We start from the raw sequence: 21,016 nt of genomic DNA, 5'->3' as shown, positions 1-21,016 counted from the left end.
TACAGGGTGGAAAGTGATGATTTTTTCGTCTGACAACTGGGCTGGCGCCCATCCAGCGATTGCCGAAAGCCTGATCGCGCATGCCGGCGGATACGCGTCTGCCTACGGCACCAGCGATCTCGACCGGAAAGTGGAAAAGAAGTTCGCCGAGATTTTCGAAAAGGATGTCGCAGTCTTCTTCGTCGGAACCGGAACCGCCGCCAATTCGCTGGCGCTTGCGACCGCCAACCGTGCCGGCGGCATTACCTTCTGCCATCGCGAGGCGCACGTCATCGCTGACGAATGCGGCGCGCCGGAATTCTTCTCGCATGGCGCCAGGCTGAAGCCCGTCGACGGACCATGGGGCAAGATGGAGGCGGCGCGGCTCGAATCCGAGATTCGGCGCTATCCGCTGGACAATGTCCATGGCGGCCAGCCGGCAGCGGTAACGCTGACCCAGGCGACGGAAAGCGGCACGGTCTATTCGCTCGCCGAAATCGAGACGATCGCCGCCGTTGCCAAGGCGCATAAGTTGCCGGTGCATATGGATGGCGCCCGCTTCGCCAATGCGCTGGTCAGCCTCGGCACGACGCCCGCGGAAATGACCTGGAAGCGCGGCGTCGACCTCGTCTCCTTCGGCGGCACCAAGAACGGCTGCTGGTGCGCCGAAGCGCTGGTGCTGTTCGATCTCTCCAAGGCGCACGAAATGCATTTCCTGCGCAAGCGCTCGGCTCAACTCTTCTCCAAGTCGCGCTTCGTCTCGGCACAGTTCGAAGCCTACTTTACCGGCGATCTCTGGCTGAACCTCGCACGCCATGCCAATGCGATGGCCGCCCGCCTTGCCGAGGGTATTGCCGCCTCGAAGACGAGCCGGCTCGCCTGGCAGGCGGACGCCAATGAGGTCTTCCCCATCCTGAGGAAGGACGTGGCGGCGAACCTTAGACAGCAGGGTGCGGTCTTCTATGACTGGCCCGTGCCGCACGACCTCGACGGCAGTCTCGCAGAGAATGAAGGCCTCTATCGTCTCGTCACCAGCTTCGCGACACAGGCCGAGGACGTCCAACGCTTCGTTGCCGCCTGCTGAGGCAGTTCCGGAAAAACGGCGACGCCTTCCGGTCGGGCGTTACACGCTGCAAGAAACTGGATCATCCCGCCGCCTGGGCGGGATGGTCTCCCGCATCAAACCTGTCCCTGCAACGTCCTCACATTGGAGAGGATCTCGGCCGAAAGTGCCGCACTCAGCTTGCGGTCGACGCCTTTGCTCGGCACCAGCACGAATTCAACGTCCTCGAGCGGCGGCAGCGCGCCGGCCGGTATCTCCTTCAGTCCCGCCGGCACCATGCTGCGCGGCTGCACGAGCACGCCCATGCCGGCGCGCGCGGCCGCCGTCAGCCCGCTGAGACTGCCGCAGGTGCAGACGATGCGCCACGGCAGGCGGTGCCGATCGAGCACCTCGAGAGCGACGCTGCGGGTGATGCTCGGCGGCGGAAAGGCAATTAGCGGCAGGACCTTGTCACGCCTGATCCTTTCGGGATCGCGCGCCAGCCAGACAAGCGGTTCGCGGTAGACGAGCTCTCCCCTGAGATCGCCAAGCCTTCGTTTGGCAAGCACGAGATCGATCTCGCCATTGTCCTGCATCTGATAGAGCACGCCGCTCAAGGCGACGGTCAGTTCGAGATCCACCGACGGATGCGCCCGCACGAAGTCTTCCAGCACCGCCGGCAACCGGCTCATGACGAAGTCCTCGGAAACGCCGAGACGCAGGCGCCCGCGCAAGCTGCTTTCGGCAAAGAGCGCCCGCACCTCGCCGTCGATCGCCAGCATCGACCGGGCATGGGCAAGCAGCGCAAGCCCATCCGCCGTCAGGGCCACCCGGTGCGTATCGCGAGCAACCAGGGTCCGCCCAAGCGAGGCCTCAAGCCTCTGAATGTGCTGGCTGACAGTTGATTGTCCGAGCGACAGTTTTTCCGCCGCCAGCGTGAAGCTGCCCATCTGCTCGAGGGCGACGAAGCTGCGCAACTGCACGAGATCCAGCATAGTTCATCCCAAATCGCGATAACTGTTATTCCTTGCATCCTGCTTCATAATGAGCGATCCCGGCAAGAGGTTTGATGACGAGCAAGTGACCTAATATGCGCCGCTACCTTCCCGATACCTTCACCATCCTGCTTCTGGCGACGGTGCTGCTGGCATCCGTCCTGCCGATCCATGGTGATGCCACCGTCTGGTTCGGCGTGGCGACGAAGGTGGCCGTTGGCATGGTCTTCTTTCTGCATGGTGCGCGGCTGTCGCGTGAGGTGGTGATCGCCGGCATCCTGCACTGGCGGCTGCACCTGACGATCCTTGCCTCGACCTTCGCCCTCTTCCCACTGATCGGTCTTGCGATCGGCTTCGTCCCGAACTCGATCCTGCCGTCGACCCTCTATACCGGCATCCTCTTCCTCTGCGTGCTGCCCTCGACGGTGCAATCGTCGATCGCCTTCACCTCGATGGCCGGCGGCAACGTGCCGGCGGCGATCTGCTCGGCTTCCGCTTCCAATATCTTCGGCATGTTCCTGACGCCGCTGCTCGTCGGCCTGCTTTTTTCCGCCGGCGGCCATGGCGGCGTGACACTCGATGCGCTGGAGCAGATCCTGCTGCAATTGCTTGCACCCTTCATTGCCGGGCAATTGCTGCAGCCGTGGATCGGCGCCTGGATCCGGGCGCGCAAGGGGCTGCTGGCCCCCGTCGATCGCGGTTCGATCCTGATGGTCGTCTATCTCGCCTTCAGCCAGGCGGTGACATCGGGCCTCTGGCAGACCTACTCGCTGACCGATCTCGGCATCCTGGTCGCCATCGAGATCCTTATGCTGGCGCTCGTCCTCGCCATCACCATGTTCGGCAGCCGCCTGCTCGGCTTCGACAAGGCGGACGAGATCGCCATCACCTTCTGCGGCTCGAAGAAAAGCCTCGCAAGCGGCGTTCCCATGGCGAGCGCCATCTTCGCCGGCCAGAACATCGGCGCGATCGTGTTGCCTGTCATGCTGTTCCACCAGATCCAGCTGATGGCCTGCGCCGTCATCGCACAGCGCTACGCCGCCAAGAAGCAGGCGCCCGCGATACCCGCGCCGGCCAGATCCTAGAGCATCCCGCCTTCAGGTGGCATCACTGGCAAAGGCCTGGCGCGATTCCGTCGGGAACCCGCGCGATTACCAAGAGCCAATAAAAAAGCGGCGCCCCTGGGGACGCCGCCTGTCTTGGGAGATTGTCTTCGCGGTTAAAGGCTCTGAGCCTCGATCTGCTTCGGCTGCGAGGCAACGGACGAAATCTCGATCCGGCGAGGCTTGGCTGCTTCCGGGATCTCGCGAGTAAGGTCGATATGCAGCAAGCCGTTCTTCAGCGAAGCGGACTTGATCTCCACGTGATCGGCAAGCTGGAAGCGGCGTTCAAAGGCGCGCTTGGCAATGCCGCGATGGAGAAACTGGCTTTCTTCGCCGTTTTCCTCGGCCTTTTCGCCCTTGACCGTCAGCGTGTGCTCACGGGCCTCGATCGAAAGCTCGCTCTCGTCAAAGCCGGCAACGGCCATGGTGATGCGGTAGGCGTTTTCGCCGGTGCGTTCGATGTTGTAGGGCGGGTAGGTCTGAGCCTGATCCGGCTGGCCGAGGCTATCGAGCATCGTGAACAGGCGATCGAAGCCGACGGTGGAACGGTAGAGGGGAGAGAAATCGAAGTGACGCATTGTGTCCTCCTTGGAGCAACGGTTTGCGATGTCTGGTCGGCCACCCCATTTTGGCAGCGGCAGGACCGGTGAACGGACCCGTCTTCGGCGCCCGTGACCCTGATTTGGGGAGGCGAATTCGCGACTTCAAGACGTGAGCGCTCACGATTTTCCCGTGAACCCGACATGAATGGCCGCTTCGGCTTCCGTTCAGCCGCGGGAGGCTAGAAGGAAAGCCTGGGCGGCAACTCCCAGGCTGAAGTGATACGTCCCTTCCCCTTCAGCGGCCGGAAACGGTGATCGTCCGGATTTCACCCACCGTTTCCGGCCTTTTTTCTTTGACGGCGAAGACCCTGCCGCCTATCCCTTGATGCTATCGATCAACCGCTCTTCCTGGCCGCTACGACGTCATGACATCGATCCTGCACTCGACACCGGACAATCCGATCCCGGAAAATTACGTGGCGGGCTTCTTCGATGGCGTCGGCGGCCGCAAGATCCGCTACGCGATCTTCAAGACGAAACAGCCGGTCGCGCGCGGCACCGTCGTCCTGCTGCAGGGGCGCAACGAATCGATCGAGAAATATTTCGAGACGATCGCCGAACTCATGGCCGCCGGCCTCTGGGTCGCGACCTTCGACTGGCGCGGCCAGGCTGGCTCCGAGCGGCTCTTGCCGCACCCCGGACGCGGCTACGTCGATCACTTCACCGACTATGAGCGCGACCTCAGCACCTTCCTGGAACAGATCGTGCTGCCGGATACGCGCCTGCCCTTCTCGATCGTCGCCCACTCGATGGGTGCGCTCGTTGCCCTGTCGCTGGCACCGATGCTGGCAAGCCGGATCGATCGGCTGGTAGTGCTAGCGCCTTTCGTCGGCCTCGGCGGCCAGGCGCTCGGCGAGCGCAGCATCGCCACGGTTGCGACCCTTATGCGCTGCATCGGTCTCGGCACGCTGCCGGCGCATCCGGACAAGGGCAACCGTCCGTTCGAGAACAACGTCCTGACGGCGGATCGGCGCCGCTACCTGCGCAACATTGCGCTGACCGACACGCATCCGGAACTGCGGCTTGGCCCGCCGACGGCGCGCTGGCTGAGCGAGGCCTTCCGTGCCATGCGCCGAGTCATCCGCCGCGAGCATCTGACGCGCATCACCCTGCCGACGATCATCCTTGCGCCGACTGCGGACCGTCTGGTGCCGCATCTCGCCGTCGAGTGGCTGGCGCGCAATTTCCGCGCCGCCCAGATGATCCCGATCGATGGCGCCCGCCACGAACTGCTGCATGAAGCGGATCGTTATCGCGCCCAGGCGATGGCAGCGATCCTCGCCTTCATCATCCCCGAAGAGGGCGACGATCGAGAAAATACCGCCGCCTGATAGAGGCTGCACTTTCGCTAATTGTTTTGATTTACGGGACTCTTCCGCACCGGCGCGAAAGTGCGTGGCGCGTCTCAGCCTTTCAGGATTTCCAGCGCCTGCGCATGCAGTTCGGCGTTGCCGGCGGCGATGACTTCGCCGCCCATTTCCGCCGGTCCGCCCTGCCAATTGGTGATGATGCCGCCGGCCTGCTCGATCAGCGGGATGAGGCCGCCGACGTCATAGGGCTTCAGCCCGCATTCGATCACCAGATCGACGTGACCGGCAGCGAGAAGCGCGAAGGCGTAGCAGTCACAGCCATAACGGAAGAGCCGGACCTTGCTCTGCAGTGCCTCGTAGCGGGCCTTGAAATCGCCGGTATAGAGATGCGGCGATGTCGTGAAGAGCACCGCGTCCGAAAGCGATTTGCAGGCGCGCGTCGAAAGCACCTGTTCGCCACCGGGCCCGCGGTAGACCGTCTTTTGGCCATCGGCGAAATAGCGCTCGCCGGTAAACGGCTGGTCCATCAGGCCCATGACCGCCTCGCCATTGCGATAGAGGCCGACCAGCGTGCCCCAGACCGGCAGGCCCGAAATGAAGGCACGGGTACCGTCGATCGGATCGATGACCCAGACATGTTCCCGGTCAAGCCCGACATTGCCGTGCTCTTCGCCGAGGATGCCATGTTCGGGGAAATGCCTTTCGATCAGCGCGCGGATCGCCGCTTCTGCCGACCGGTCCGCCTCCGTCACCGGATCGAAGCCGCCTTCGAGCTTGTTGACCACGCTGGTGCCGATCCGGAATCGCGGCAAGGTCTCTGCCTTGGCAGCTTCGGCAAGGCGATCGAAGAAGGCGCGGTCAGGCAGCATGGCTCTCTCTCAGGGAAGCATGGAGGAAGGTACGTCCTGCATAGCGGAAATTCACCGAAAGGCAAACGAGTTGAACAGGGCAAGCTGCTTGCTGTCGCTGGTATCACGGCTGCGACGAGGGCCGCGAGCTTGGGCGCCGCAAGGCCCGACCCTCGCCCCGATCGTCGTTTTGGCGATTTCAATCGGTTGAGATGGCGCTTCGACGGAAAAATTCTTGATGCACCGCAAAAGTTTCCAGCGAAAAAACTTGACATTTGTGCAGTGCAAAATTAAGGTTTGGGTACAGTCACCTGTGACTGTAAATACCCTCCTTGGGTGTTTCCTCCCTAGACTTGACCGCGCCGTTGGCGCGGTTTTTTTTGAAGCTCCCGACAGAAAATCCGATGTCATTCCGCTGCGAGCGGGAGGTAGGCGCCGTAGTCTTCGACATGACGGGAAAGCGACGCGACGAAGGTCGTGAGATCCGCAACCAGCGCGCCGAAGCCGGGCTTGCGCACCAGCGTCGTCTCATCGACATAGAGCGCCCGGTTGATCTCGATCTGCAGCGCATGCAGCCCGCGCGTCGGGCGGCCATAATGCTCGGTGATGAAGCCGCCGGCATAGGGCTTGTTGCGCACGACGCTGTAGCCGAGCTCCTGCAAGAGATCGACCGCAGCGCGCGAGAGTTCGCCCGCGGCACTGGTCCCGTAGCGGTCGCCGATGATGAAATCGGGACGCTGGGCGCTGCCGGGCAAATGCATGTTCCCGGGCATCGAATGACAATCGATCAGCACCGACAGACCGAACTGCACGTGGGTGCGCGCGATAAGCTTGCGCAAGGTGGCATGATAGGGCTTGTAGATCGTCTCGATCCGCGTCAGCGCATCCTCGACCGGGAACCGTCCGCGATAGATCTCCATGTTCTCGGCGACGAGCCGCGGTATCGTGCCGAGGCCGCCGGCGACGCGCATCGAACTGATGTTGGCATGGGGCGGCAAAGGACCGTCGAACATGCGCGGGTCGAGCTCGTAGGGCTCGCGGTTGACGTCGAGGAAGGCGCGCGGGAAATGCGCCAGCAGCATCGGCGCTCCGAGAAAAGTCGCGTTCTGGAACAGCTCGTCGACATAGTGGTCTTCCGACCGGCGAATTGAAACGGCGTCGAGCCGCGATTGATCGAGAAAGCTCTGGGGGTAGGAACGGCCGCTATGCGGCGAATTGAACACAAAGGGAATGCGCTGGATTGGAGGTTCCAGGACCTCGAACAGTTCCCTCTCCGCAATTTCCCCCATCTGAACCCTTTTTTACCATATGCGGTTCGTACAATTGTCGTCATGTTGCCAGTTGGTCCGCTCTGTGTCCATAGTGACCAATCACAGCTCCCGGGGAATTGACGTCCCGCGTTCACGAGATATTTACCGCGTTGCGGTTTGGATAAAACGCCGCAATCTACGCGCAATGAACTGAAAAAAGAGAAGCACGGCCGAATTCATGACTGCGAAAATCCTTCTTGCCGAAGACGACAACGATATGCGCCGGTTCCTGGTGAAGGCGCTCGAAAAGGCCGGCTACAAGGTCATGTCCTACGACAACGGCGCCAGCGCCTATGACCGGCTTCGTGAGGAGCCTTTCTCGCTTCTCCTCACCGACATCGTCATGCCCGAGATGGACGGCATCGAGCTGGCGCGCCGCGCGACAGAACTCGATCCGGACCTCAAGGTCATGTTTATCACCGGTTTTGCCGCTGTCGCGCTCAACCCGGACTCCAAGGCGCCAAAGGATGCCAAGGTGCTTTCGAAGCCCTTCCACCTCCGCGACCTCGTCGACGAGGTCAACAAGATGCTGGCCGCCGCCTGAGGCACGATGGTTTTCCACAGCCTCTGCCGCTCACGGCACGCCGTGGCGACCCGCTACCGCGCCACGCGTCTCATCAGACGCGAAGGTCGCTGTAGTACTTTGAATTGCTGCATGTCTCTGTCCTTTAACCGGCTACGATCAAAGGAGACGTGCAGTAGGACGATTTCCGATCGACCGCCGCGATCCACAAGGGATCTGCGGCGGTCTTTTCGTTTCAAGGCCTTAGCAGGAATCCCGGAAATCCGGGCACTCGCCGGCTCGCCGCGACCGACCCTCGGACGGGAAAAAACAGGCCTCCGAAATTTCTGTCAAAAAACCTTCGAAAACCCTATTGACGCGGCAACGGGTTTTGTGGTCTATGCGCCGACATCGGATGGGCGTGTAGCTCAGCGGGAGAGCACTACGTTGACATCGTAGGGGTCACAAGTTCGATCCTTGTCACGCCCACCATTCGAATTCCAAGGGCCTTTCGAGAAATCGAGAGGCCCTTTTTCGTTTGCCCCCGTGACGCACCGGCTGGCAACATCTCCACTCATTCCGATTCTTTACGAAGTTTAATGTCTTCCGTCATGGAAGGGTGGGTTCCGCGCCCTATTTGCCTTCGCAATCTGATCCTATCCGCAGTCCATCGCATCCGTAGACCAACGGGCGGCAGCGCGACCCGCGCCTTGACGGGCGACGGCGACGTCGCCGGCCATATCTTCTCAAGACGTCGCCGGCCACATCTTCTCAAAATGAGAAAGGAACGGACAATGCCTGCCGTCAGGAACATCTTGCTCGTACACGGCGCCTGGGGCGATGCATCCCATTGGCGTCATGTGATCCCGCCGCTCCACGCCAAGGGCTACGGGATCGCCGCAGTGCAGAACCCGCTGACCTCGCTTGCCGACGATGTCGAGCGTACGCGCAGGCTGGCGGAGGCGCTCGAGGGCCCGACCCTGCTCGTCGGCCACTCCTACGGTGGCGCGGTGATCAGCGGTGCTGGTCACGCGTCCAATGTCGTCGGCCTCGTCTACATCGCGGCCTTCGCACCCGATGAGGGCGACAGCCTCGGCAGCATCTTTGCACGGCGCGACCCGCCCTCCGGTGTCGCCAGCATCCGGCCCGACAAGGACGGTTTTCTCTGGTTGGCGCAAGACACCTTCCGCCAGAGTTTCGGCCAGGATTTGAACGAGACCGATGCTCTGGTCATGGCGGTGGCGCAGAAGCCGATCGCCGGGCGTTGCTTCGAGGACAAGGCCGGACCGCCGGCCTGGAAGACGAAGCCGAGCTGGTACCAGGTATCGCGCCACGACAACATGATCCCGCCGGAAACCGAACAGTGGATGGCCGAACGCATCAAGGCAAAGAAGATCATCACGCTCGACGCCAGCCACGCTTCGCTTGCATCGCATCCAAGGGAGATCATCGCGCTGATCGACGAAGCGATCGCGTCGTTCGGCTAAAGCCTGTCGCGACGAAAAACCCCGTCGATCACCGGATCGACGGGGTTTGTTCCAGGACCGCCGCCGACATCAACCGCCGTCGACGGCCAACCATCCAAGGTCGTCGCCTAAGGCATGCCGCGCAAAAGTGCGCAGCGATTTTGCGATTACGACATGCGAAATATCAAGGGCTTAAAGCGCAACGAGCGAATCTGAAAGATCGCGACGCGCTTCAGTGCACCATGGCGGAAGCGACGGACATCAGTTCGTCGCGACGGGGAACGCCGAACAGGTTCTTGCCGCCATCCGGTACTTCCGTGAAGCTCCAGCGCACGACGCCGTCGCGATCAAGCAGGAATTCGCCGACGAGCTGCCCGGCCCCCGTCGCAATCATGCGTTCGTCCGCTTCCGTGACCTCATAGCCGTCCGCCTTGTCGAGAAAGACCATCGCCGCCATCGGGTCCATCGGCTCCGGCATTTCGCCCGGCAGCTTCACCTTCATCGCCATCAGCGTCGATTGCGCGATCTTGCGTGGCCACTCGTCCTCATCCGCCGTGAATTCGAGGTTGGGCAGCCCGAAGGCCCGATGCGAGACCCGCTCGGGATCGGAAGCGGCCAGCAAGTTCGGCACGGGATGATAACGGAAATAGAGGCGGGCCCGCTCGATCGGCGTGTTGACCACCGTCAGGCTCTCGATGCCCCTCTCCCGCAAGGCGCCGTCGAGTTGCGCCATGGCAGCGATCTGCCGTCTGCAGAACGGACAATGCAGGCCGCGGAACAAGCCGACCAGGACCGGTTTGCGGCCACGAAAATCATCAAGGGCGATCTGACCTTCCTGCGTGATTGCGTCGAGCACCACATTCGGCGCCCGGTCACCCGGCTGCAACGGCCGTCCACTCATCGGCTCAACCATGTCTCGTCTCCTCATCCCGGCCGAAACGCTCCCCGAACGCCTGTGACAGGGCCGGCGCTTTTTCTCCGACAAGTTATGCGCGGCAACGCAAACGCGGATGCTGCGCCCTACGCGACGCTCGGAAATGTCAGTCGAGAAACGGCAGAATCATCAACGCCTCAGGATCGAGACCATGTTGCGCACATATGTCTCGCGCCAAGGCGAAGTACCTTTCCGCTGCATCGAGATCGCCGGCGTCCAGGCAGAGCGTCGCCAAGCCATCATAACACGGAAACAGGAGCTGCGCCTCTTGCGTTTCTCCGCAAAGGTCGAGCGCCTCCTGATAAAGGCCGCGGGCGACATCCGGCCGGCCATGACACTGATGGATCTGGCCGAGCACCAGCAGCGACACCGGCAGATGGTCGCGCTGGTCGAGTTCCCGGTCGATCGCAATCGCGCGTTCGGCTGCCGGCATTCCATCCGGCGCACAGCGATCGGTGAAGGTGCAATAGGCGACCGCAAGGTTGGCGAGCAGACGCGCCTGAAAACCAAGGTCGCCGATGCGCCTGGCCATGTCGAAACCGCAGCGGCAAACCTCGATCGCACGTTTCGGATCGGTGATCGCGTAAAGCACAGCCAAATTGGTGTAGCCGCGACAGGCGGCATTCAACAGGTTCGCGCCTTCCGCCACCGCGACACTTCGCTCGACGATACCGATCGCTTCGGCGCTACGGCCAAGGCGGGCAAGCGTCACGCCCTTGGTGTTCAACGCCTCGGCCTTGACCCGCATCGCCTCCCGCTCGCTCTCCGGGTTGTCCGGGGTATATGCCGCAATGCGATCCAGGGCGTCGTCCGCCGCCTTGAGGGCGCCGGCATAGTCCCCCATGCGGAAGGCGAGATGGCCGCATTCCTGCGAAAGATGCGCACCTTCAATCGGCGCGCTCACGCCCTCGAGCAGCTCGGCGGCTGCGGCAAAGGAAGCCAACGCCTCGTCACGCCGCCCGGCTTCCCACAGATGATGGCCGAATTTGCGCCGGATCCGCGCCGATGCAACGCGGTCGTCCGTGGCGCAGTATATCTCCAGAAGCGCGCCATAGTGCTGAACCGCCGCCTCGCGCTGACCGGTCGGCCCCAGGAGATCGGCGATGCGTTCGCGTGCGGCCAGCCATTCAGGCCCCTCCTCGCCGGTGGCCGCCAGCGCCGCCATGGCCTGTTCATAGAGCCGGATGGCATCGTCATTGGCGTAGAGCGCCCGCGCCCGGTCTCCGGCTGCGATCAGGTAACGGGCGCCCTTGGCCTTGTGTTCGGAGAGGCCGAAATGGTGGCCGAGCAGCGCCATTTCCTCAAGCCGTTCGGTATCCTCGCCGAACCGGCGCTCCAGCACCTTGCCGATCAACGCATGCTCGTCCGTGCGCCGGCTGAGCAGCAGGTTGTTGTAGACCACCTCCTGCAACAGCGTCTGGGTAAACCGATAGGTCTGCGTGCCCAGCAACCCGCCGCCGTCGCTGGTCTCTTCGATGATCTCCGTGTCGCAGAGGAGATCGAGAACCGTGTCCACAGACGTCCGCCCCGAAACCGCTCGCAGCAGATCCGCATCGAAGCGCGGTCCGATCATCGCTGCGTGATGCAGCAATCGGCGGGCGTCCGGCGGCAGCCGGTCGACGCGGCCGAGCAGCATCGCCTCGATGGTCACCGGAATCTCGGCGGCCGCCTCGCGCTCCACCACCCGCCAGGACGAGCCGACCTGCTGCATGGCGGAAACATCGATCAGGCCGCGCACGATTTCCTCGATGAACAGGGGATTGCCGCCGGCTCGCGCCAATATGCGGCCGGCAAGCGCCTGATGTAGCCCATCCTCGCCGAAGAAGGCCGCAAGCAGCCGTCGCCCGTCGGCTTCTGAAAGCGGCGCGAGGCGCAGCGCGGTCAAGCTTGTACGGCCCGGCTTCAGCCGATCGGCATCGGCGTCGGGCCGCTGGGTGGTCAACAGCATCAACGGGCCGGCTTCCGTCCGGTCGAGGACGAAGGACACGGCCTCGAGCGAGGCAGCGTCGGCCCAGTGCAAGTCCTCGATGACGAGCAGCAAGGGCGTTCGTGACAGGCGCCGTTCAAATATCGCCCTCACCGCCGCGAAAAGCTGCCGGCGCATCTGTTCCGGCTCCACATGGCGCAACAGCTCATCCTGGGAATCCACGCCCAGGATCCGCAGGAACAGCGGCACCAACTGTTCGAGCCTGTCCTGGGCAAAGCCGATTTCGGCCAGTCCGGCGGCAAGCAACTCCGTCGTCCGCTGCAGGCTGTCGCCCATCGAAATCCCATAGGCACCGCGCAACACCGCCGCGAGAACGCCATAGGACGGTTCTCCGAGCGAGGAACTGCCGGCGCGGCGAACGACGACATTCGAAAAGCGCGGATCGGCGGCCACCCGTTCGAGAAATTCGTTGACCAACCGCGACTTTCCGAGCCCGGCCTCCCCTGTCAGGCGCACAAGCTGCGCCGCCCCGCCGCAGGCGAGCTCCAGGCAATCACCGAGGCGCTTCATCTCCGCCTCACGCCCGATCAGCGGCGCGCCGAGCCCCAGCGCCTCGAGGCCACGTGCCCGGCGCGGCGCCTCCAGCGACTGCGTCAGCCTGTAGACCTCGACGCTGCCCGCCTTGCCGCGCAGCGTCATCGCGCCAAGCGCCTCGTAGACAAAGGCGTGGCAGGTCAACCGATAGGTCACCGGTCCGACGAGGATCTCCCCAGGGCCCGCCAGCGACTGCAGCCGCTGCGCCGTGTTGACTGCGTCGCCGGTCACCGAATAGCCCTTGCCGTCGCCGGCGCCCAAATGCCCCGCCACGACCGTTCCGGTGTTCAGCCCGATATGGAGGTCCAGTGGTTCGCCGATCCGCCGCTGCCAGCGCTCGCCGACCCGCCTTGCCCGGCCGGCCATGTCGAGCGCGGCACGAAGCGCCCTCTCGGGGTCGTCCTCGTGCGCCACCGGCGCGCCGAAGAGGGCAAGCAGCGCGTCGCCGATAAATTTATCGACGAAACCGCCGTAAGCCTCGACCGCCTCGGTCAGTTCTGCAAAGAGTTCGTTCTGGAATGCCCTGAGGACCTCCGGGTCCACCTGTTCGCTGAGACCGGTAAAGCCGCAGAGGTCGGCGAAGAGAATGGTGGCCGTGCGGCGGTCGGCGCCCGCCTCCTCCGGCAAAAGCGGTGCGAGCGCCTCTCTGCCGGATCGCCCCGGAAGCGTCTGCACGGCCGCAGGTCGCGAAACCGTCGGCTTTATCGGGGCCGGGGCTGCAAGCCTGGTGCCGCAGGTGGGGCAAAACGAGAAGTGTGGCGGACAGAGTGCGCCGCAACCGGGGCACGGGCTATGCTGCTTGGCACCGCAATTCGGGCAAAACGCAAACCCGTCTTGAATCTCACAACCGCACTCGTGGCAGTTCATCGAGGGCGAACCTTCGGACGAGCCCCGGATCGCACGGCGAATGCCGGGCCAGCCGGGGCATGGTGGCTTCAAAAGAATGAACCCGCGCCAACCGCTTTGCAAGCACAGCAAGAATCTAGATAGGGGACCGCCGATGCCGCCTCGCCCAAGGCTCTGCCGAGCCTCGTCTCCGACAGCAATTTCCCGATCGGTCAGTTGAGGCTTACGGACGAGCGACGATGCATCACCCGCAATGTCCGTCTCGAGCGCGGTCAGGAATGGACGCGGCCCGCCTTTGGTGGGCGTGAAAACGTATCGAGATCGATGGCTGCACCTTCCGGCGCGCGGCATACCTCTTCCGGGTGCCTGTCGCTGGCCTCGACCGCGAAGCGGATGGCCGCCGTCTCACTGGTGAAGAGGCCGCCGACGACGCCCTTGCGGTCGGAAACGACCCACCAGCCGTGCCGGTCACGGCCGACGACGAAACGTGCGCGTGCGCGAAAACCGCGCCGGATCTGCTGCGTACTGCCCATGATGGAATGATCCTTGTTGACGCGAAGGAAGACTTAACCGGCAATCCACGAAATGGCGGCCTGAATGCCATAGGCGAGGCCAAGAACGATACCGAGGCGGATGCCGATGCCGAGAAAGGCATCGCGAACCGCGCTGTCGTTATCGCGGCGGTTCTCGAAGTTTTCGTTGGCTTGGGCGCGTCGACGCGGTTCGGCTTGAGCGGCAAGATGCGGCAAGCGTGACATCATCTGTCTCCTTTTGGACCTAAGGTCAGGCCGCGCGCTGACCCCACGGACGAAGGGACGCGGCCGGGACGGAAATTGTTCAGGGAACTCAGCTCGCGAGCGTGATACGGACGCCACGACCGACATGAGTGGAGGACGGAAGTTCGGTGAGCGGCTCGAGAGCCGCACGAATCTCGGCGGCCGTTTCGGGCGCAACTGGGGTCAGCGGCAAGCGCACGTCCGGGCAGAGCGCACGCACCAGATGCAGCGCATATTTGATCGGTCCCGGATTGGTCTCGCGCTCCAGCGCCACTAGCAACGGCCTTAGCCGTTCATGGATGGCAAGCGCAGCGCCTGCGTTGCCGGTGGTGATCGCCTGATGCATCGCCACCACCAGCCGCGGAACGACATTGGACGCGACCGAAATGGTGCCGTGACCGCCACAGAGATTGAAAGGCAGCGCCGTCTGGTCATGGCCGGAGAACGGACGAAGGCGGCTCTTCAGAGCAGCAGGCAGGGACAGTATCCGCCCGATGTCGCCGGTTGCATCCTTGATGCCGACAATGCCCGGAAGCTCCGCCAGCCGTTCGAGCGTGCGCGGCGTGAGATCGACGCCGGTGCGTGAAGGCACGTTGTAGACGATGACGGGTAGGTCGATAGCCTTCGCGATCGCCTCGAAGTGGCGATAGAGCCCCTCCTGCGATGGCTTGCTGTAATAGGGCGCAACAATGAGCGCCGCGTCGGCGCCAAGCGCCTTGGCTTCCGCCGTCAGCGCGATCGTCGCCTCGGTGCTGTTGGTGCCGGTTCCGGCAATGACCGGCACCTTCCGCTCGGCGACCTCGACGCAGCGTTCGATCACGATTGTCCGTTCGGTGCGCGACAGCGTCGGTGCCTCCCCGGTGGTGCTGCAGGCGACGAGGCCGGAGATGCCGTGGCGAATCTGCCATTCGACCAGCGACATCAGGCCGACAATATCGATCTTGCCGTCGCGAAACGGCGTGACGAGCGCCGTGAGCGCCCCTTCGAGGCGCAGCGAATGCATGCTCATGGATATATCCTTCAGGTGGGAAATTGGCCGCGCCCGGCGGCACCGGCGGCAAGCTGGCAGCCGCGGCAGGAACGCAGGAAGGCGCCAAGGATCGCAGCCGCCAGATCGGCATGCCGTGCCTTGAACGTGATCCGGCCGGCACCCGATGGCTGATAGCGCAGCGTGCAGGTCCAGAGCCCGAGCTCGTGGCTGAGTGTGCGCAGGCAAAGTTTTGCCTCGGTCGTGGACGTCAGGTGGATGACCGCGTCGACCAGGGCATCGGCCGCCATCAAATCGCGGAACCGGCGCGACGGCCACTCGTCCACGCCGAGACCGGGCAGGTCCCGGATCAGGCGCACAGCCTCCCAGACGGGATGTTCGCGCAGCCGGCGAACGGCCATCAGCCGCCGCAGCAGCACTTCCAGGGCATCTGCATTCGCCTCGACAGTATCGGACCGCTGCCGCGGACCGATCTCTGGCAGGAGACCCCGGGCATGACGGCGCAAGCTGAAATCGTGAAGAGACATGGAACTCACCCGCATTCGATGAGGAGAGCCTAGCTCCATCGGCCGTCCGGATTCGATTCCGACTTCGGGCACCCGGCATAAGATTTCCGTAAAGCCTCCCGATTGCCGCTGTCCAAGGCCTCCATGCGCGGCTAGATTGACCTTCGAAGGGACAGATAACCCCCGTGAAACGCAGGTGCGCGGCGTCGAAATAATCTGACGCAAAAGATGACGTGCACGCAATTTTGCGCTAGGTAGCCCCTTCTGTGGCGATAAGGATCGCCATGTTTCGAGCAATGCCCCCTGTCCGTGAAGGAACATGCCATGCCTGCCTATCGCTCACGTACCACCACCCACGGCCGTAACATGGCCGGTGCCCGCGGCCTCTGGCGCGCGACGGGCATGAAGGACAGCGATTTTGGCAAGCCGATTATTGCGGTGGTGAACTCGTTCACCCAGTTCGTGCCGGGCCACGTGCACCTCAAGGATCTCGGCCAGCTCGTCGCCCGCGAGATCGAGGCGGCCGGCGGCGTCGCCAAGGAATTCAACACGATCGCCGTCGATGACGGCATCGCCATGGGTCACGACGGCATGCTGTATTCGCTGCCGTCGCGCGAGATCATCGCCGACTCGGTCGAGTACATGGTGAATGCCCACTGCGCCGACGCCATGGTCTGCATCTCGAACTGCGACAAGATCACGCCCGGCATGCTGATGGCGGCGCTCCGCCTCAACATCCCCGCGGTCTTCGTCTCCGGCGGCCCGATGGAAGCCGGCAAGGTCGTGCTGCATGGCAAGACGCATGCGCTCGATCTGGTCGATGCCATGGTCGCCGCCGCCGACGACAACGTCACCGACGAGGACGTCAAGGTCATCGAGCGTTCCGCCTGCCCGACGTGCGGCTCCTGCTCCGGCATGTTCACCGCCAATTCGATGAACTGTCTCACCGAAGCACTGGGCCTGTCGCTGCCCGGCAACGGCTCGACGCTGGCAACCCATGCCGACCGCAAGCGCCTCTTCGTCGAAGCCGGCCATCTGATCGTCGATATCGCCCGCCGCTATTACGAGCAGGAGGATGAAAACGTCCTGCCGCGCAGTATCGCCTCCAAGCAGGCGTTCGAAAACGCCATGGCGCTCGACATCGCCATGGGCGGCTCGACCAACACCGTGCTGCATATCCTCGCCGCCGCCTACGAAGGCGAGGTCGATTTCACCATGGAGGATATCGACCGGCTGTCGCGCAAGGTTCCGTGCCTGTCGAAGGTCGCGCCGGCCAAGAGCGATGTGCATATGGAAGACGTGCACCGCGCCGGCGGCATCATGTCGATCCTCGGTGAACTGGACAAAGGCGGGCTCATCAACCGCGATTGCCCGACGGTTCACAGCGCCACGATCGGCGACGCCATCGACCGCTGGGACATCACCCGCACGACGAGCGAAACGGTGCGCAACTTCTTCCGCGCGGCCCCCGGCGGCATTCCGACTCAGGTCGCCTTCAGCCAGGAGGCGCGCTGGGATGAGCTCGACACCGACCGCGAGAAGGGCGTCATCCGCTCGGTCGAACATCCCTTCTCCAAGGACGGCGGCCTCGCCGTCCTCAAGGGCAACATCGCAATCGACGGCTGCATCGTGAAGACCGCCGGCGTCGACGAAAGCATCCTCAAATTCTCCGGCCCGGCCCGCGTGTTCGAAAGCCAGGACGCTTCGGTCAAGGCGATCCTCGGCAACGAGATCAAGGCCGGCGACGTCGTGGTCATCCGCTACGAAGGACCCAAGGGCGGCCCGGGCATGCAGGAAATGCTCTATCCGACGAGCTACCTGAAATCGAAGGGCCTCGGTAAGGCTTGCGCCCTGATCACCGACGGCCGCTTCTCCGGCGGCACCTCCGGTCTTTCGATTGGCCACGTTTCGCCGGAAGCGGCCAATGGCGGCACGATCGGGCTGGTGCGCGAAGGCGACACGATCGACATCGACATCCCGAACCGCACGATCAGCCTGCGCGTCGACGAGGCGGAGCTTGCCAGCCGCCGCGCCGAACAGGATGCCAAGGGCTGGAAGCCGGCCGAGCAGCGCAAGCGCAAGGTGACAACGGCGCTGAAGGCTTATGCCGCCTTCGCCACCTCTGCCGACCGCGGCGCTGTGCGCGACCTCGGCGAGCACTGAGCCGTAAGCAAGCTACGACGATAAAAGGCTCCCGCGCTCCGGGAGCCTTTTTTTCTTGGGCGGTTTCTTGGGCCGGTTTGCGCCCACCCGGCCGCGTTCCACACCGTGGCCTTCTTTGCCGGATGAGAGGCATCTGTTATTTTAGCCCACCCTAAGATTAAAGCGGGTCATGGCAAACACATCCGAACTGCTCGGTACGTGGAAGATGCTCTCCTGGAAGCGCGAGGTTGTCGCCACCGGCGAAACCAGCGATGCCATGGGCGCCGATCCGATCGGCTATCTGTCCTACAACCGGGATGGCCGCGTCAGCGCCGTCGTGGTGAAGCGCGACCGCCCGAAACTGAAGGGCCCCGTGCCGACGGACGACGAAAAGGCGGCGCTCTTCGATACGATGCTCGCCTATGCGGGAACCTACACGCTGGAAGGCGGCCGGATCATCCACCACCTGGATGCGAGCTGGAATCCGGCATGGGGCATGTCCGATCTCATCCGCCCCTTTTTCGTGGAGGGCGACAAGCTGGTGATCTACGGCGCACCGGCCATCGACCCCAGGACCGGCGAGGAGGTCACATACCATCTCGAATTTCGCCGGCTTTGACCGACAGTCCGACTCAAGCCGTCAGAGATGGCGTGTCTCAGCGGGCGCGTGGAACCAGTTGTTGTTGCGTCCGTCCATATATCGCACCGGCGCCTCGGCGAGCACCGCCGGATCGAGATCGTCGAGGCAGGCGACGTTGACCGAGTAGTAGGCACCACCGATTTCCTCGATATAGCCGTGACCGAAGGCGGCAACGCCGCAGGTCTTGCAGAAGCGGTGATGGACGCTGTCGCTACCGAACTGGTAGTCGGCGATATTGGCCTCGTCGCATTGCAGGCGAAAATCGTCGGGCTTGACGACCGCGCCCCAATAGCGCCGCTTCCAGCAGATCGAGCAGTTGCACTTGCCGGTGCCGGCGTCGAGGTCGATATCGGCCTCATAGCGGATATTTCCACAGTGGCAGCTTCCCCTGTAGGTCAGTTTCATCGCCATTCCTCCTGCTTGCCGAACCCGATGGTTTGTTTAACGCCTGCCCACAATGACAGCATACTGCCACGACAGGCCCGCTCAATGCACTTGCCATATTGACAATATGTTGTCAATAACGAATGAGATCATCCGGGTCCGCCGATCAGCAATCGCGAGCCTCTACTGACCGCAGATCTCCATCCGTTACATACTGGAGAATGGCATATTCCCTTCCAGGTCCGCTTGCGCACTCACCGCTCCCTTGCTGGCTTGTTGAAATTGATGAAAACTGACAATATGATGTCATGTAGAAGCATCCAGAAAGAGGTAACGCGTCAACATGAAGGATCCTGAACGGACGCCCGCCGGTGACGCCTTTGCCGAGTTTTCGATAACGGCGCTGCGGCTTGCCGGCCCGCTGACGCAAGCGGGCGACGCGCTTGCCAAACCTTCCGGACAGACAAGCGCGCGCTGGCAGGTGCTGGCCGCGGCAAACCACGCGCCCATGTCGGTCGCCGATGCCGCACGCGCACTCGGCCTCGCGCGCCAGGGCGTGCAGCGCATTGCCGACCTGTTGGAGGCGGACGGCCTGATCGCCTACAGGGACAATCCGACCCACCAGAGGGCGAAGCTCATGGTCCTGACGGCGGCCGGCGAAACGGCACTGCACGAGATCAAGGAGCGGCAGGCGGCCTGGGCCGACAGGCTCGGTGCCGAGTTGGGCGAAAGACGCCTGCGACAAGCCTCGGCCCTGATGGCGGAGATCATCGAAGTCCTCAGGGAACGATCCTCAGCGGCAAATTAGCCCCTCAGCAACGCCGTTCAAGCCAACGTCATCAGATCCGCGCGCAGCCGGTCCGGCCCACCTTCGCCAAGGACCGGATCGAGCGCCTCATGCAATGCCTTCCAGATGGGAAGGGCCCGCGCCAGCAGCGCTTCGCCTTCCTGTGTCAGCTGCAATCGCCGTGACCGCCGATCCTCCGGGTCAGGAAAGCTCTCGACCAGACCGCGCCGTTCCAGGGGCTTCAGCGCCGCGGTCAGCGTCGTCCGATCCATGGCAAGCAGCGACGCAACCGATCCCATATTCGGCGGCGCCGGACGGTTGAGCGACATCAGCAGGGAGAACTGCCCGTTGGTGATATCGAGAGGCCGAAGCGCCTCATCGAACCGGCGGGCTATGGCGCGAGCGGCACGCTGCACATGCAGACAGAGGCAGGTATCCTTCACATGCAGGGTGGTCTCGAACGGAATTGACGGCATCTTTGACATGACTGATTAATGTTGATATCAACGTAATTAGTCAAGTGCAACGTTGGAAGGAGGAACGGGCATGAGACAGGACCACGCAGTCGTATCGCCTCAGGAGTGGTTGAAAGCACGCAAAGAACTGCTCGCGCTGGAAAAGGAACACACCCACGCCCGCGACAAGGTCAATGCTGCCCGGCTGGCGCTGCCTTGGGTGAAGATGGAAAAGACCTACGTTTTCGACACGCTGGCCGGGCGCAAGTCACTGTCCGAGCTCTTCGACGGCCGCAGCCAGCTTATCGTCTACCATTTCATGTTCGGGCCTACCTGGGAGGCCGGCTGCCCCGGCTGCTCCTTCCTGGCCGATCACTTCGCCGGCATGCTGCCGCATCTCAACCACCACGACGTGACGCTGATCGCCGCGTCGAATGCACCGCTTTCGAAGATCGAAGCCTACAGGAAGCGCATGGACTGGCACTTCCCATGGGTCTCGGCGGCGGGCAACGGATTCAACCATGATTTCCACGTCGCCTTTTCTCCGGACGAACTCGCAAGCGGCAAGGTCGCCTACAATTTCACCGAGATCGACAGCGCCCAGGCGCATGAAGAACTGCCGGGGCTGAGCGCCTTCCAGAAAGGCGAAGACGGCGCGATCTATCACACCTATTCGTCCTATGCTCGCGGTCTCGAGGAACTGATCGGCACGCTGATGCTGCTCGATCGCGCGCCGAAGGGCCGCAACGAAGACCGGACGATGAGCTTCGTCCGGCGCCACGACGAGTACGAACAGGAACGCAAGGCAGGCTAGACGTACAACATCCGCGCAGGCGGAACCTTTCGCTAGCGCAAGCGTTTCACGAGCGTTCGCGCGTCA

General features: G+C 63.2%; 21 protein-coding genes and 1 tRNA gene. 10 read left to right on the top strand and 12 right to left on the bottom strand.

All coding sequences use genetic code 11. The features are described 5' to 3' along the window. Positions 1 to 16: 16 nt before the first annotated feature. Entirely contained in the window at positions 17 to 1,063 is a 1,047-nt protein-coding gene (locus ACQ5BM_RS16630; protein ID WP_429813272.1) for a threonine aldolase family protein, read from the top strand. Positions 1,064 to 1,158: 95 nt separating this feature from the next. Here ACQ5BM_RS16630 and ACQ5BM_RS16625 read toward each other — a convergent pair whose 3' ends face one another. Continuing rightward, positions 1,159 to 2,016 carry a LysR substrate-binding domain-containing protein gene (locus ACQ5BM_RS16625; protein WP_429813269.1) on the bottom strand — a complete coding sequence of 286 codons (858 nt, stop codon included), beginning with the start codon at positions 2,014 to 2,016 and terminating at the stop codon, positions 1,159 to 1,161. Between the two features lie 95 nt (positions 2,017 to 2,111). Between ACQ5BM_RS16625 and ACQ5BM_RS16620 the strand changes: the two genes are divergently transcribed. Beyond that, positions 2,112 to 3,101, top strand: coding sequence for a bile acid:sodium symporter family protein (locus ACQ5BM_RS16620; RefSeq protein ID WP_429813266.1), 990 nt, complete (start codon positions 2,112 to 2,114; stop codon positions 3,099 to 3,101). Between the two features lie 134 nt (positions 3,102 to 3,235). Here ACQ5BM_RS16620 and ACQ5BM_RS16615 read toward each other — a convergent pair whose 3' ends face one another. After that, complete coding sequence (locus tag ACQ5BM_RS16615) at positions 3,236 to 3,697, bottom strand: Hsp20 family protein (RefSeq protein WP_429813264.1); 462 nt, start codon at positions 3,695 to 3,697, stop codon at positions 3,236 to 3,238. Positions 3,698 to 4,086: 389 nt separating this feature from the next. Between ACQ5BM_RS16615 and ACQ5BM_RS16610 the strand changes: the two genes are divergently transcribed. Next, on the top strand, positions 4,087 to 5,052 hold the full coding sequence (locus ACQ5BM_RS16610) for an alpha/beta fold hydrolase (protein ID WP_429813261.1): 966 nt from the start codon (positions 4,087 to 4,089) through the stop codon (positions 5,050 to 5,052). A 74-nt stretch (positions 5,053 to 5,126) separates the two neighbouring features. Here ACQ5BM_RS16610 and hisN read toward each other — a convergent pair whose 3' ends face one another. Next, on the bottom strand, positions 5,127 to 5,900 hold the full coding sequence (hisN, locus tag ACQ5BM_RS16605; RefSeq protein WP_429813259.1) for a histidinol-phosphatase: 774 nt from the start codon (positions 5,898 to 5,900) through the stop codon (positions 5,127 to 5,129). Between the two features lie 386 nt (positions 5,901 to 6,286). Further along, positions 6,287 to 7,168, bottom strand: a complete 882-nt coding sequence (locus tag ACQ5BM_RS16600; RefSeq protein WP_429813257.1) for an N-formylglutamate amidohydrolase — start codon at positions 7,166 to 7,168, stop codon at positions 6,287 to 6,289. A 199-nt stretch (positions 7,169 to 7,367) separates the two neighbouring features. On the opposite strand from ACQ5BM_RS16600, the gene cpdR1 reads away from it, so the two are divergent. From cpdR1 to ACQ5BM_RS16585, 3 genes are all read left to right on the top strand, one after another. Beyond that, on the top strand, positions 7,368 to 7,733 hold the full coding sequence (cpdR1, locus tag ACQ5BM_RS16595; protein ID WP_034786813.1) for a response regulator CpdR1: 366 nt from the start codon (positions 7,368 to 7,370) through the stop codon (positions 7,731 to 7,733). Positions 7,734 to 8,108: 375 nt separating this feature from the next. Continuing rightward, positions 8,109 to 8,183: transfer RNA gene (locus ACQ5BM_RS16590), tRNA-Val, on the top strand. 302 nt (positions 8,184 to 8,485) lie between these two features. Then, positions 8,486 to 9,178 carry an alpha/beta fold hydrolase gene (locus ACQ5BM_RS16585; protein WP_429813254.1) on the top strand — a complete coding sequence of 231 codons (693 nt, stop codon included), beginning with the start codon at positions 8,486 to 8,488 and terminating at the stop codon, positions 9,176 to 9,178. Positions 9,179 to 9,389: 211 nt separating this feature from the next. On the opposite strand, the gene ACQ5BM_RS16580 is transcribed toward ACQ5BM_RS16585, so the two are convergent. The 6 genes from ACQ5BM_RS16580 to ACQ5BM_RS16555 form a co-directional block, all read right to left on the bottom strand. After that, positions 9,390 to 10,070 (bottom strand): peroxiredoxin-like family protein, encoded by a 681-nt coding sequence (locus ACQ5BM_RS16580; RefSeq protein WP_429813251.1) that lies wholly within the window; start codon positions 10,068 to 10,070, stop codon positions 9,390 to 9,392. A 127-nt stretch (positions 10,071 to 10,197) separates the two neighbouring features. Continuing rightward, complete coding sequence (locus ACQ5BM_RS16575; protein ID WP_429813248.1) at positions 10,198 to 13,479, bottom strand: adenylate/guanylate cyclase domain-containing protein; 3,282 nt, start codon at positions 13,477 to 13,479, stop codon at positions 10,198 to 10,200. A 251-nt stretch (positions 13,480 to 13,730) separates the two neighbouring features. Continuing rightward, positions 13,731 to 13,991, bottom strand: coding sequence for a hypothetical protein (locus tag ACQ5BM_RS16570; protein ID WP_429813245.1), 261 nt, complete (start codon positions 13,989 to 13,991; stop codon positions 13,731 to 13,733). Positions 13,992 to 14,024: 33 nt separating this feature from the next. Beyond that, a complete protein-coding gene (locus ACQ5BM_RS16565) occupies positions 14,025 to 14,216 on the bottom strand; it encodes a hypothetical protein (protein WP_429813242.1) in 192 nt (63 codons plus the stop codon). Positions 14,217 to 14,304: 88 nt separating this feature from the next. Then, positions 14,305 to 15,243: a 4-hydroxy-tetrahydrodipicolinate synthase gene (dapA, locus tag ACQ5BM_RS16560; RefSeq protein ID WP_429813239.1), complete on the bottom strand. Its 939-nt coding sequence runs from the start codon at positions 15,241 to 15,243 to the stop codon at positions 14,305 to 14,307. 11 nt (positions 15,244 to 15,254) lie between these two features. Next, positions 15,255 to 15,749, bottom strand: a complete 495-nt coding sequence (locus ACQ5BM_RS16555; protein ID WP_429813236.1) for a hypothetical protein — start codon at positions 15,747 to 15,749, stop codon at positions 15,255 to 15,257. A 303-nt stretch (positions 15,750 to 16,052) separates the two neighbouring features. Here ACQ5BM_RS16555 and ilvD point away from each other — a divergent pair, with 303 nt between their 5' ends. Together ilvD and ACQ5BM_RS16545 are read left to right on the top strand one after the other, a co-directional pair. Further along, the gene (gene ilvD, locus ACQ5BM_RS16550) at positions 16,053 to 17,891 is read left to right on the top strand and encodes a dihydroxy-acid dehydratase (protein ID WP_429813233.1); all 1,839 of its coding nucleotides are present in this window, start codon (positions 16,053 to 16,055) and stop codon (positions 17,889 to 17,891) included. Positions 17,892 to 18,060: 169 nt separating this feature from the next. Next, the gene (locus ACQ5BM_RS16545; protein WP_429813231.1) at positions 18,061 to 18,489 is read left to right on the top strand and encodes a lipocalin-like domain-containing protein; all 429 of its coding nucleotides are present in this window, start codon (positions 18,061 to 18,063) and stop codon (positions 18,487 to 18,489) included. Positions 18,490 to 18,510: 21 nt separating this feature from the next. On the opposite strand, the gene ACQ5BM_RS16540 is transcribed toward ACQ5BM_RS16545, so the two are convergent. Further along, entirely contained in the window at positions 18,511 to 18,915 is a 405-nt protein-coding gene (locus ACQ5BM_RS16540) for a GFA family protein (protein WP_429813229.1), read from the bottom strand. 322 nt (positions 18,916 to 19,237) lie between these two features. On the opposite strand from ACQ5BM_RS16540, the gene ACQ5BM_RS16535 reads away from it, so the two are divergent. Continuing rightward, positions 19,238 to 19,702 (top strand): MarR family winged helix-turn-helix transcriptional regulator, encoded by a 465-nt coding sequence (locus tag ACQ5BM_RS16535; protein WP_429813226.1) that lies wholly within the window; start codon positions 19,238 to 19,240, stop codon positions 19,700 to 19,702. A 17-nt stretch (positions 19,703 to 19,719) separates the two neighbouring features. Here ACQ5BM_RS16535 and ACQ5BM_RS16530 read toward each other — a convergent pair whose 3' ends face one another. Beyond that, the gene (locus ACQ5BM_RS16530) at positions 19,720 to 20,166 is read right to left on the bottom strand and encodes a MarR family transcriptional regulator (RefSeq protein ID WP_429813224.1); all 447 of its coding nucleotides are present in this window, start codon (positions 20,164 to 20,166) and stop codon (positions 19,720 to 19,722) included. A 61-nt stretch (positions 20,167 to 20,227) separates the two neighbouring features. Between ACQ5BM_RS16530 and ACQ5BM_RS16525 the strand changes: the two genes are divergently transcribed. After that, complete coding sequence (locus ACQ5BM_RS16525) at positions 20,228 to 20,950, top strand: DUF899 domain-containing protein (protein WP_429813221.1); 723 nt, start codon at positions 20,228 to 20,230, stop codon at positions 20,948 to 20,950. Positions 20,951 to 21,016 lie beyond the last annotated feature (66 nt).

This window comes from Ensifer sp. B1-9, assembly GCF_050474445.1.
Lineage (GTDB): Bacteria > Pseudomonadota > Alphaproteobacteria > Rhizobiales > Rhizobiaceae > Ensifer.
Note: the sequence above shows the minus strand (reverse complement) of the source record. Positions and strands in the feature narration are given on the sequence as shown.

Bases quoted from the DNA above. Each gene is read 5' to 3' on its own strand.
- ACQ5BM_RS16630 (WP_429813272.1), top strand. From the start codon at position 17: ATGATTTTTTCGTCTGACAACTGGGCTGGCGCCCATCCAGCGATTGCC.
- ACQ5BM_RS16625 (WP_429813269.1), bottom strand. From the start codon at position 2,016: ATGCTGGATCTCGTGCAGTTGCGCAGCTTCGTCGCCCTCGAGCAGATG.
- ACQ5BM_RS16620 (WP_429813266.1), top strand. From the start codon at position 2,112: ATGCGCCGCTACCTTCCCGATACCTTCACCATCCTGCTTCTGGCGACG.
- ACQ5BM_RS16615 (WP_429813264.1), bottom strand. From the start codon at position 3,697: ATGCGTCACTTCGATTTCTCTCCCCTCTACCGTTCCACCGTCGGCTTC.
- ACQ5BM_RS16610 (WP_429813261.1), top strand. From the start codon at position 4,087: ATGACATCGATCCTGCACTCGACACCGGACAATCCGATCCCGGAAAAT.
- hisN (WP_429813259.1), bottom strand. From the start codon at position 5,900: ATGCTGCCTGACCGCGCCTTCTTCGATCGCCTTGCCGAAGCTGCCAAG.
- ACQ5BM_RS16600 (WP_429813257.1), bottom strand. From the start codon at position 7,168: ATGGGGGAAATTGCGGAGAGGGAACTGTTCGAGGTCCTGGAACCTCCA.
- cpdR1 (WP_034786813.1), top strand. From the start codon at position 7,368: ATGACTGCGAAAATCCTTCTTGCCGAAGACGACAACGATATGCGCCGG.
- ACQ5BM_RS16585 (WP_429813254.1), top strand. From the start codon at position 8,486: ATGCCTGCCGTCAGGAACATCTTGCTCGTACACGGCGCCTGGGGCGAT.
- ACQ5BM_RS16580 (WP_429813251.1), bottom strand. From the start codon at position 10,070: ATGGTTGAGCCGATGAGTGGACGGCCGTTGCAGCCGGGTGACCGGGCG.
- ACQ5BM_RS16575 (WP_429813248.1), bottom strand. From the start codon at position 13,479: ATGAACTGCCACGAGTGCGGTTGTGAGATTCAAGACGGGTTTGCGTTT.
- ACQ5BM_RS16570 (WP_429813245.1), bottom strand. From the start codon at position 13,991: ATGGGCAGTACGCAGCAGATCCGGCGCGGTTTTCGCGCACGCGCACGT.
- ACQ5BM_RS16565 (WP_429813242.1), bottom strand. From the start codon at position 14,216: ATGTCACGCTTGCCGCATCTTGCCGCTCAAGCCGAACCGCGTCGACGC.
- dapA (WP_429813239.1), bottom strand. From the start codon at position 15,243: ATGAGCATGCATTCGCTGCGCCTCGAAGGGGCGCTCACGGCGCTCGTC.
- ACQ5BM_RS16555 (WP_429813236.1), bottom strand. From the start codon at position 15,749: ATGTCTCTTCACGATTTCAGCTTGCGCCGTCATGCCCGGGGTCTCCTG.
- ilvD (WP_429813233.1), top strand. From the start codon at position 16,053: ATGCCTGCCTATCGCTCACGTACCACCACCCACGGCCGTAACATGGCC.
- ACQ5BM_RS16545 (WP_429813231.1), top strand. From the start codon at position 18,061: ATGGCAAACACATCCGAACTGCTCGGTACGTGGAAGATGCTCTCCTGG.
- ACQ5BM_RS16540 (WP_429813229.1), bottom strand. From the start codon at position 18,915: ATGAAACTGACCTACAGGGGAAGCTGCCACTGTGGAAATATCCGCTAT.
- ACQ5BM_RS16535 (WP_429813226.1), top strand. From the start codon at position 19,238: ATGAAGGATCCTGAACGGACGCCCGCCGGTGACGCCTTTGCCGAGTTT.
- ACQ5BM_RS16530 (WP_429813224.1), bottom strand. From the start codon at position 20,166: ATGTCAAAGATGCCGTCAATTCCGTTCGAGACCACCCTGCATGTGAAG.
- ACQ5BM_RS16525 (WP_429813221.1), top strand. From the start codon at position 20,228: ATGAGACAGGACCACGCAGTCGTATCGCCTCAGGAGTGGTTGAAAGCA.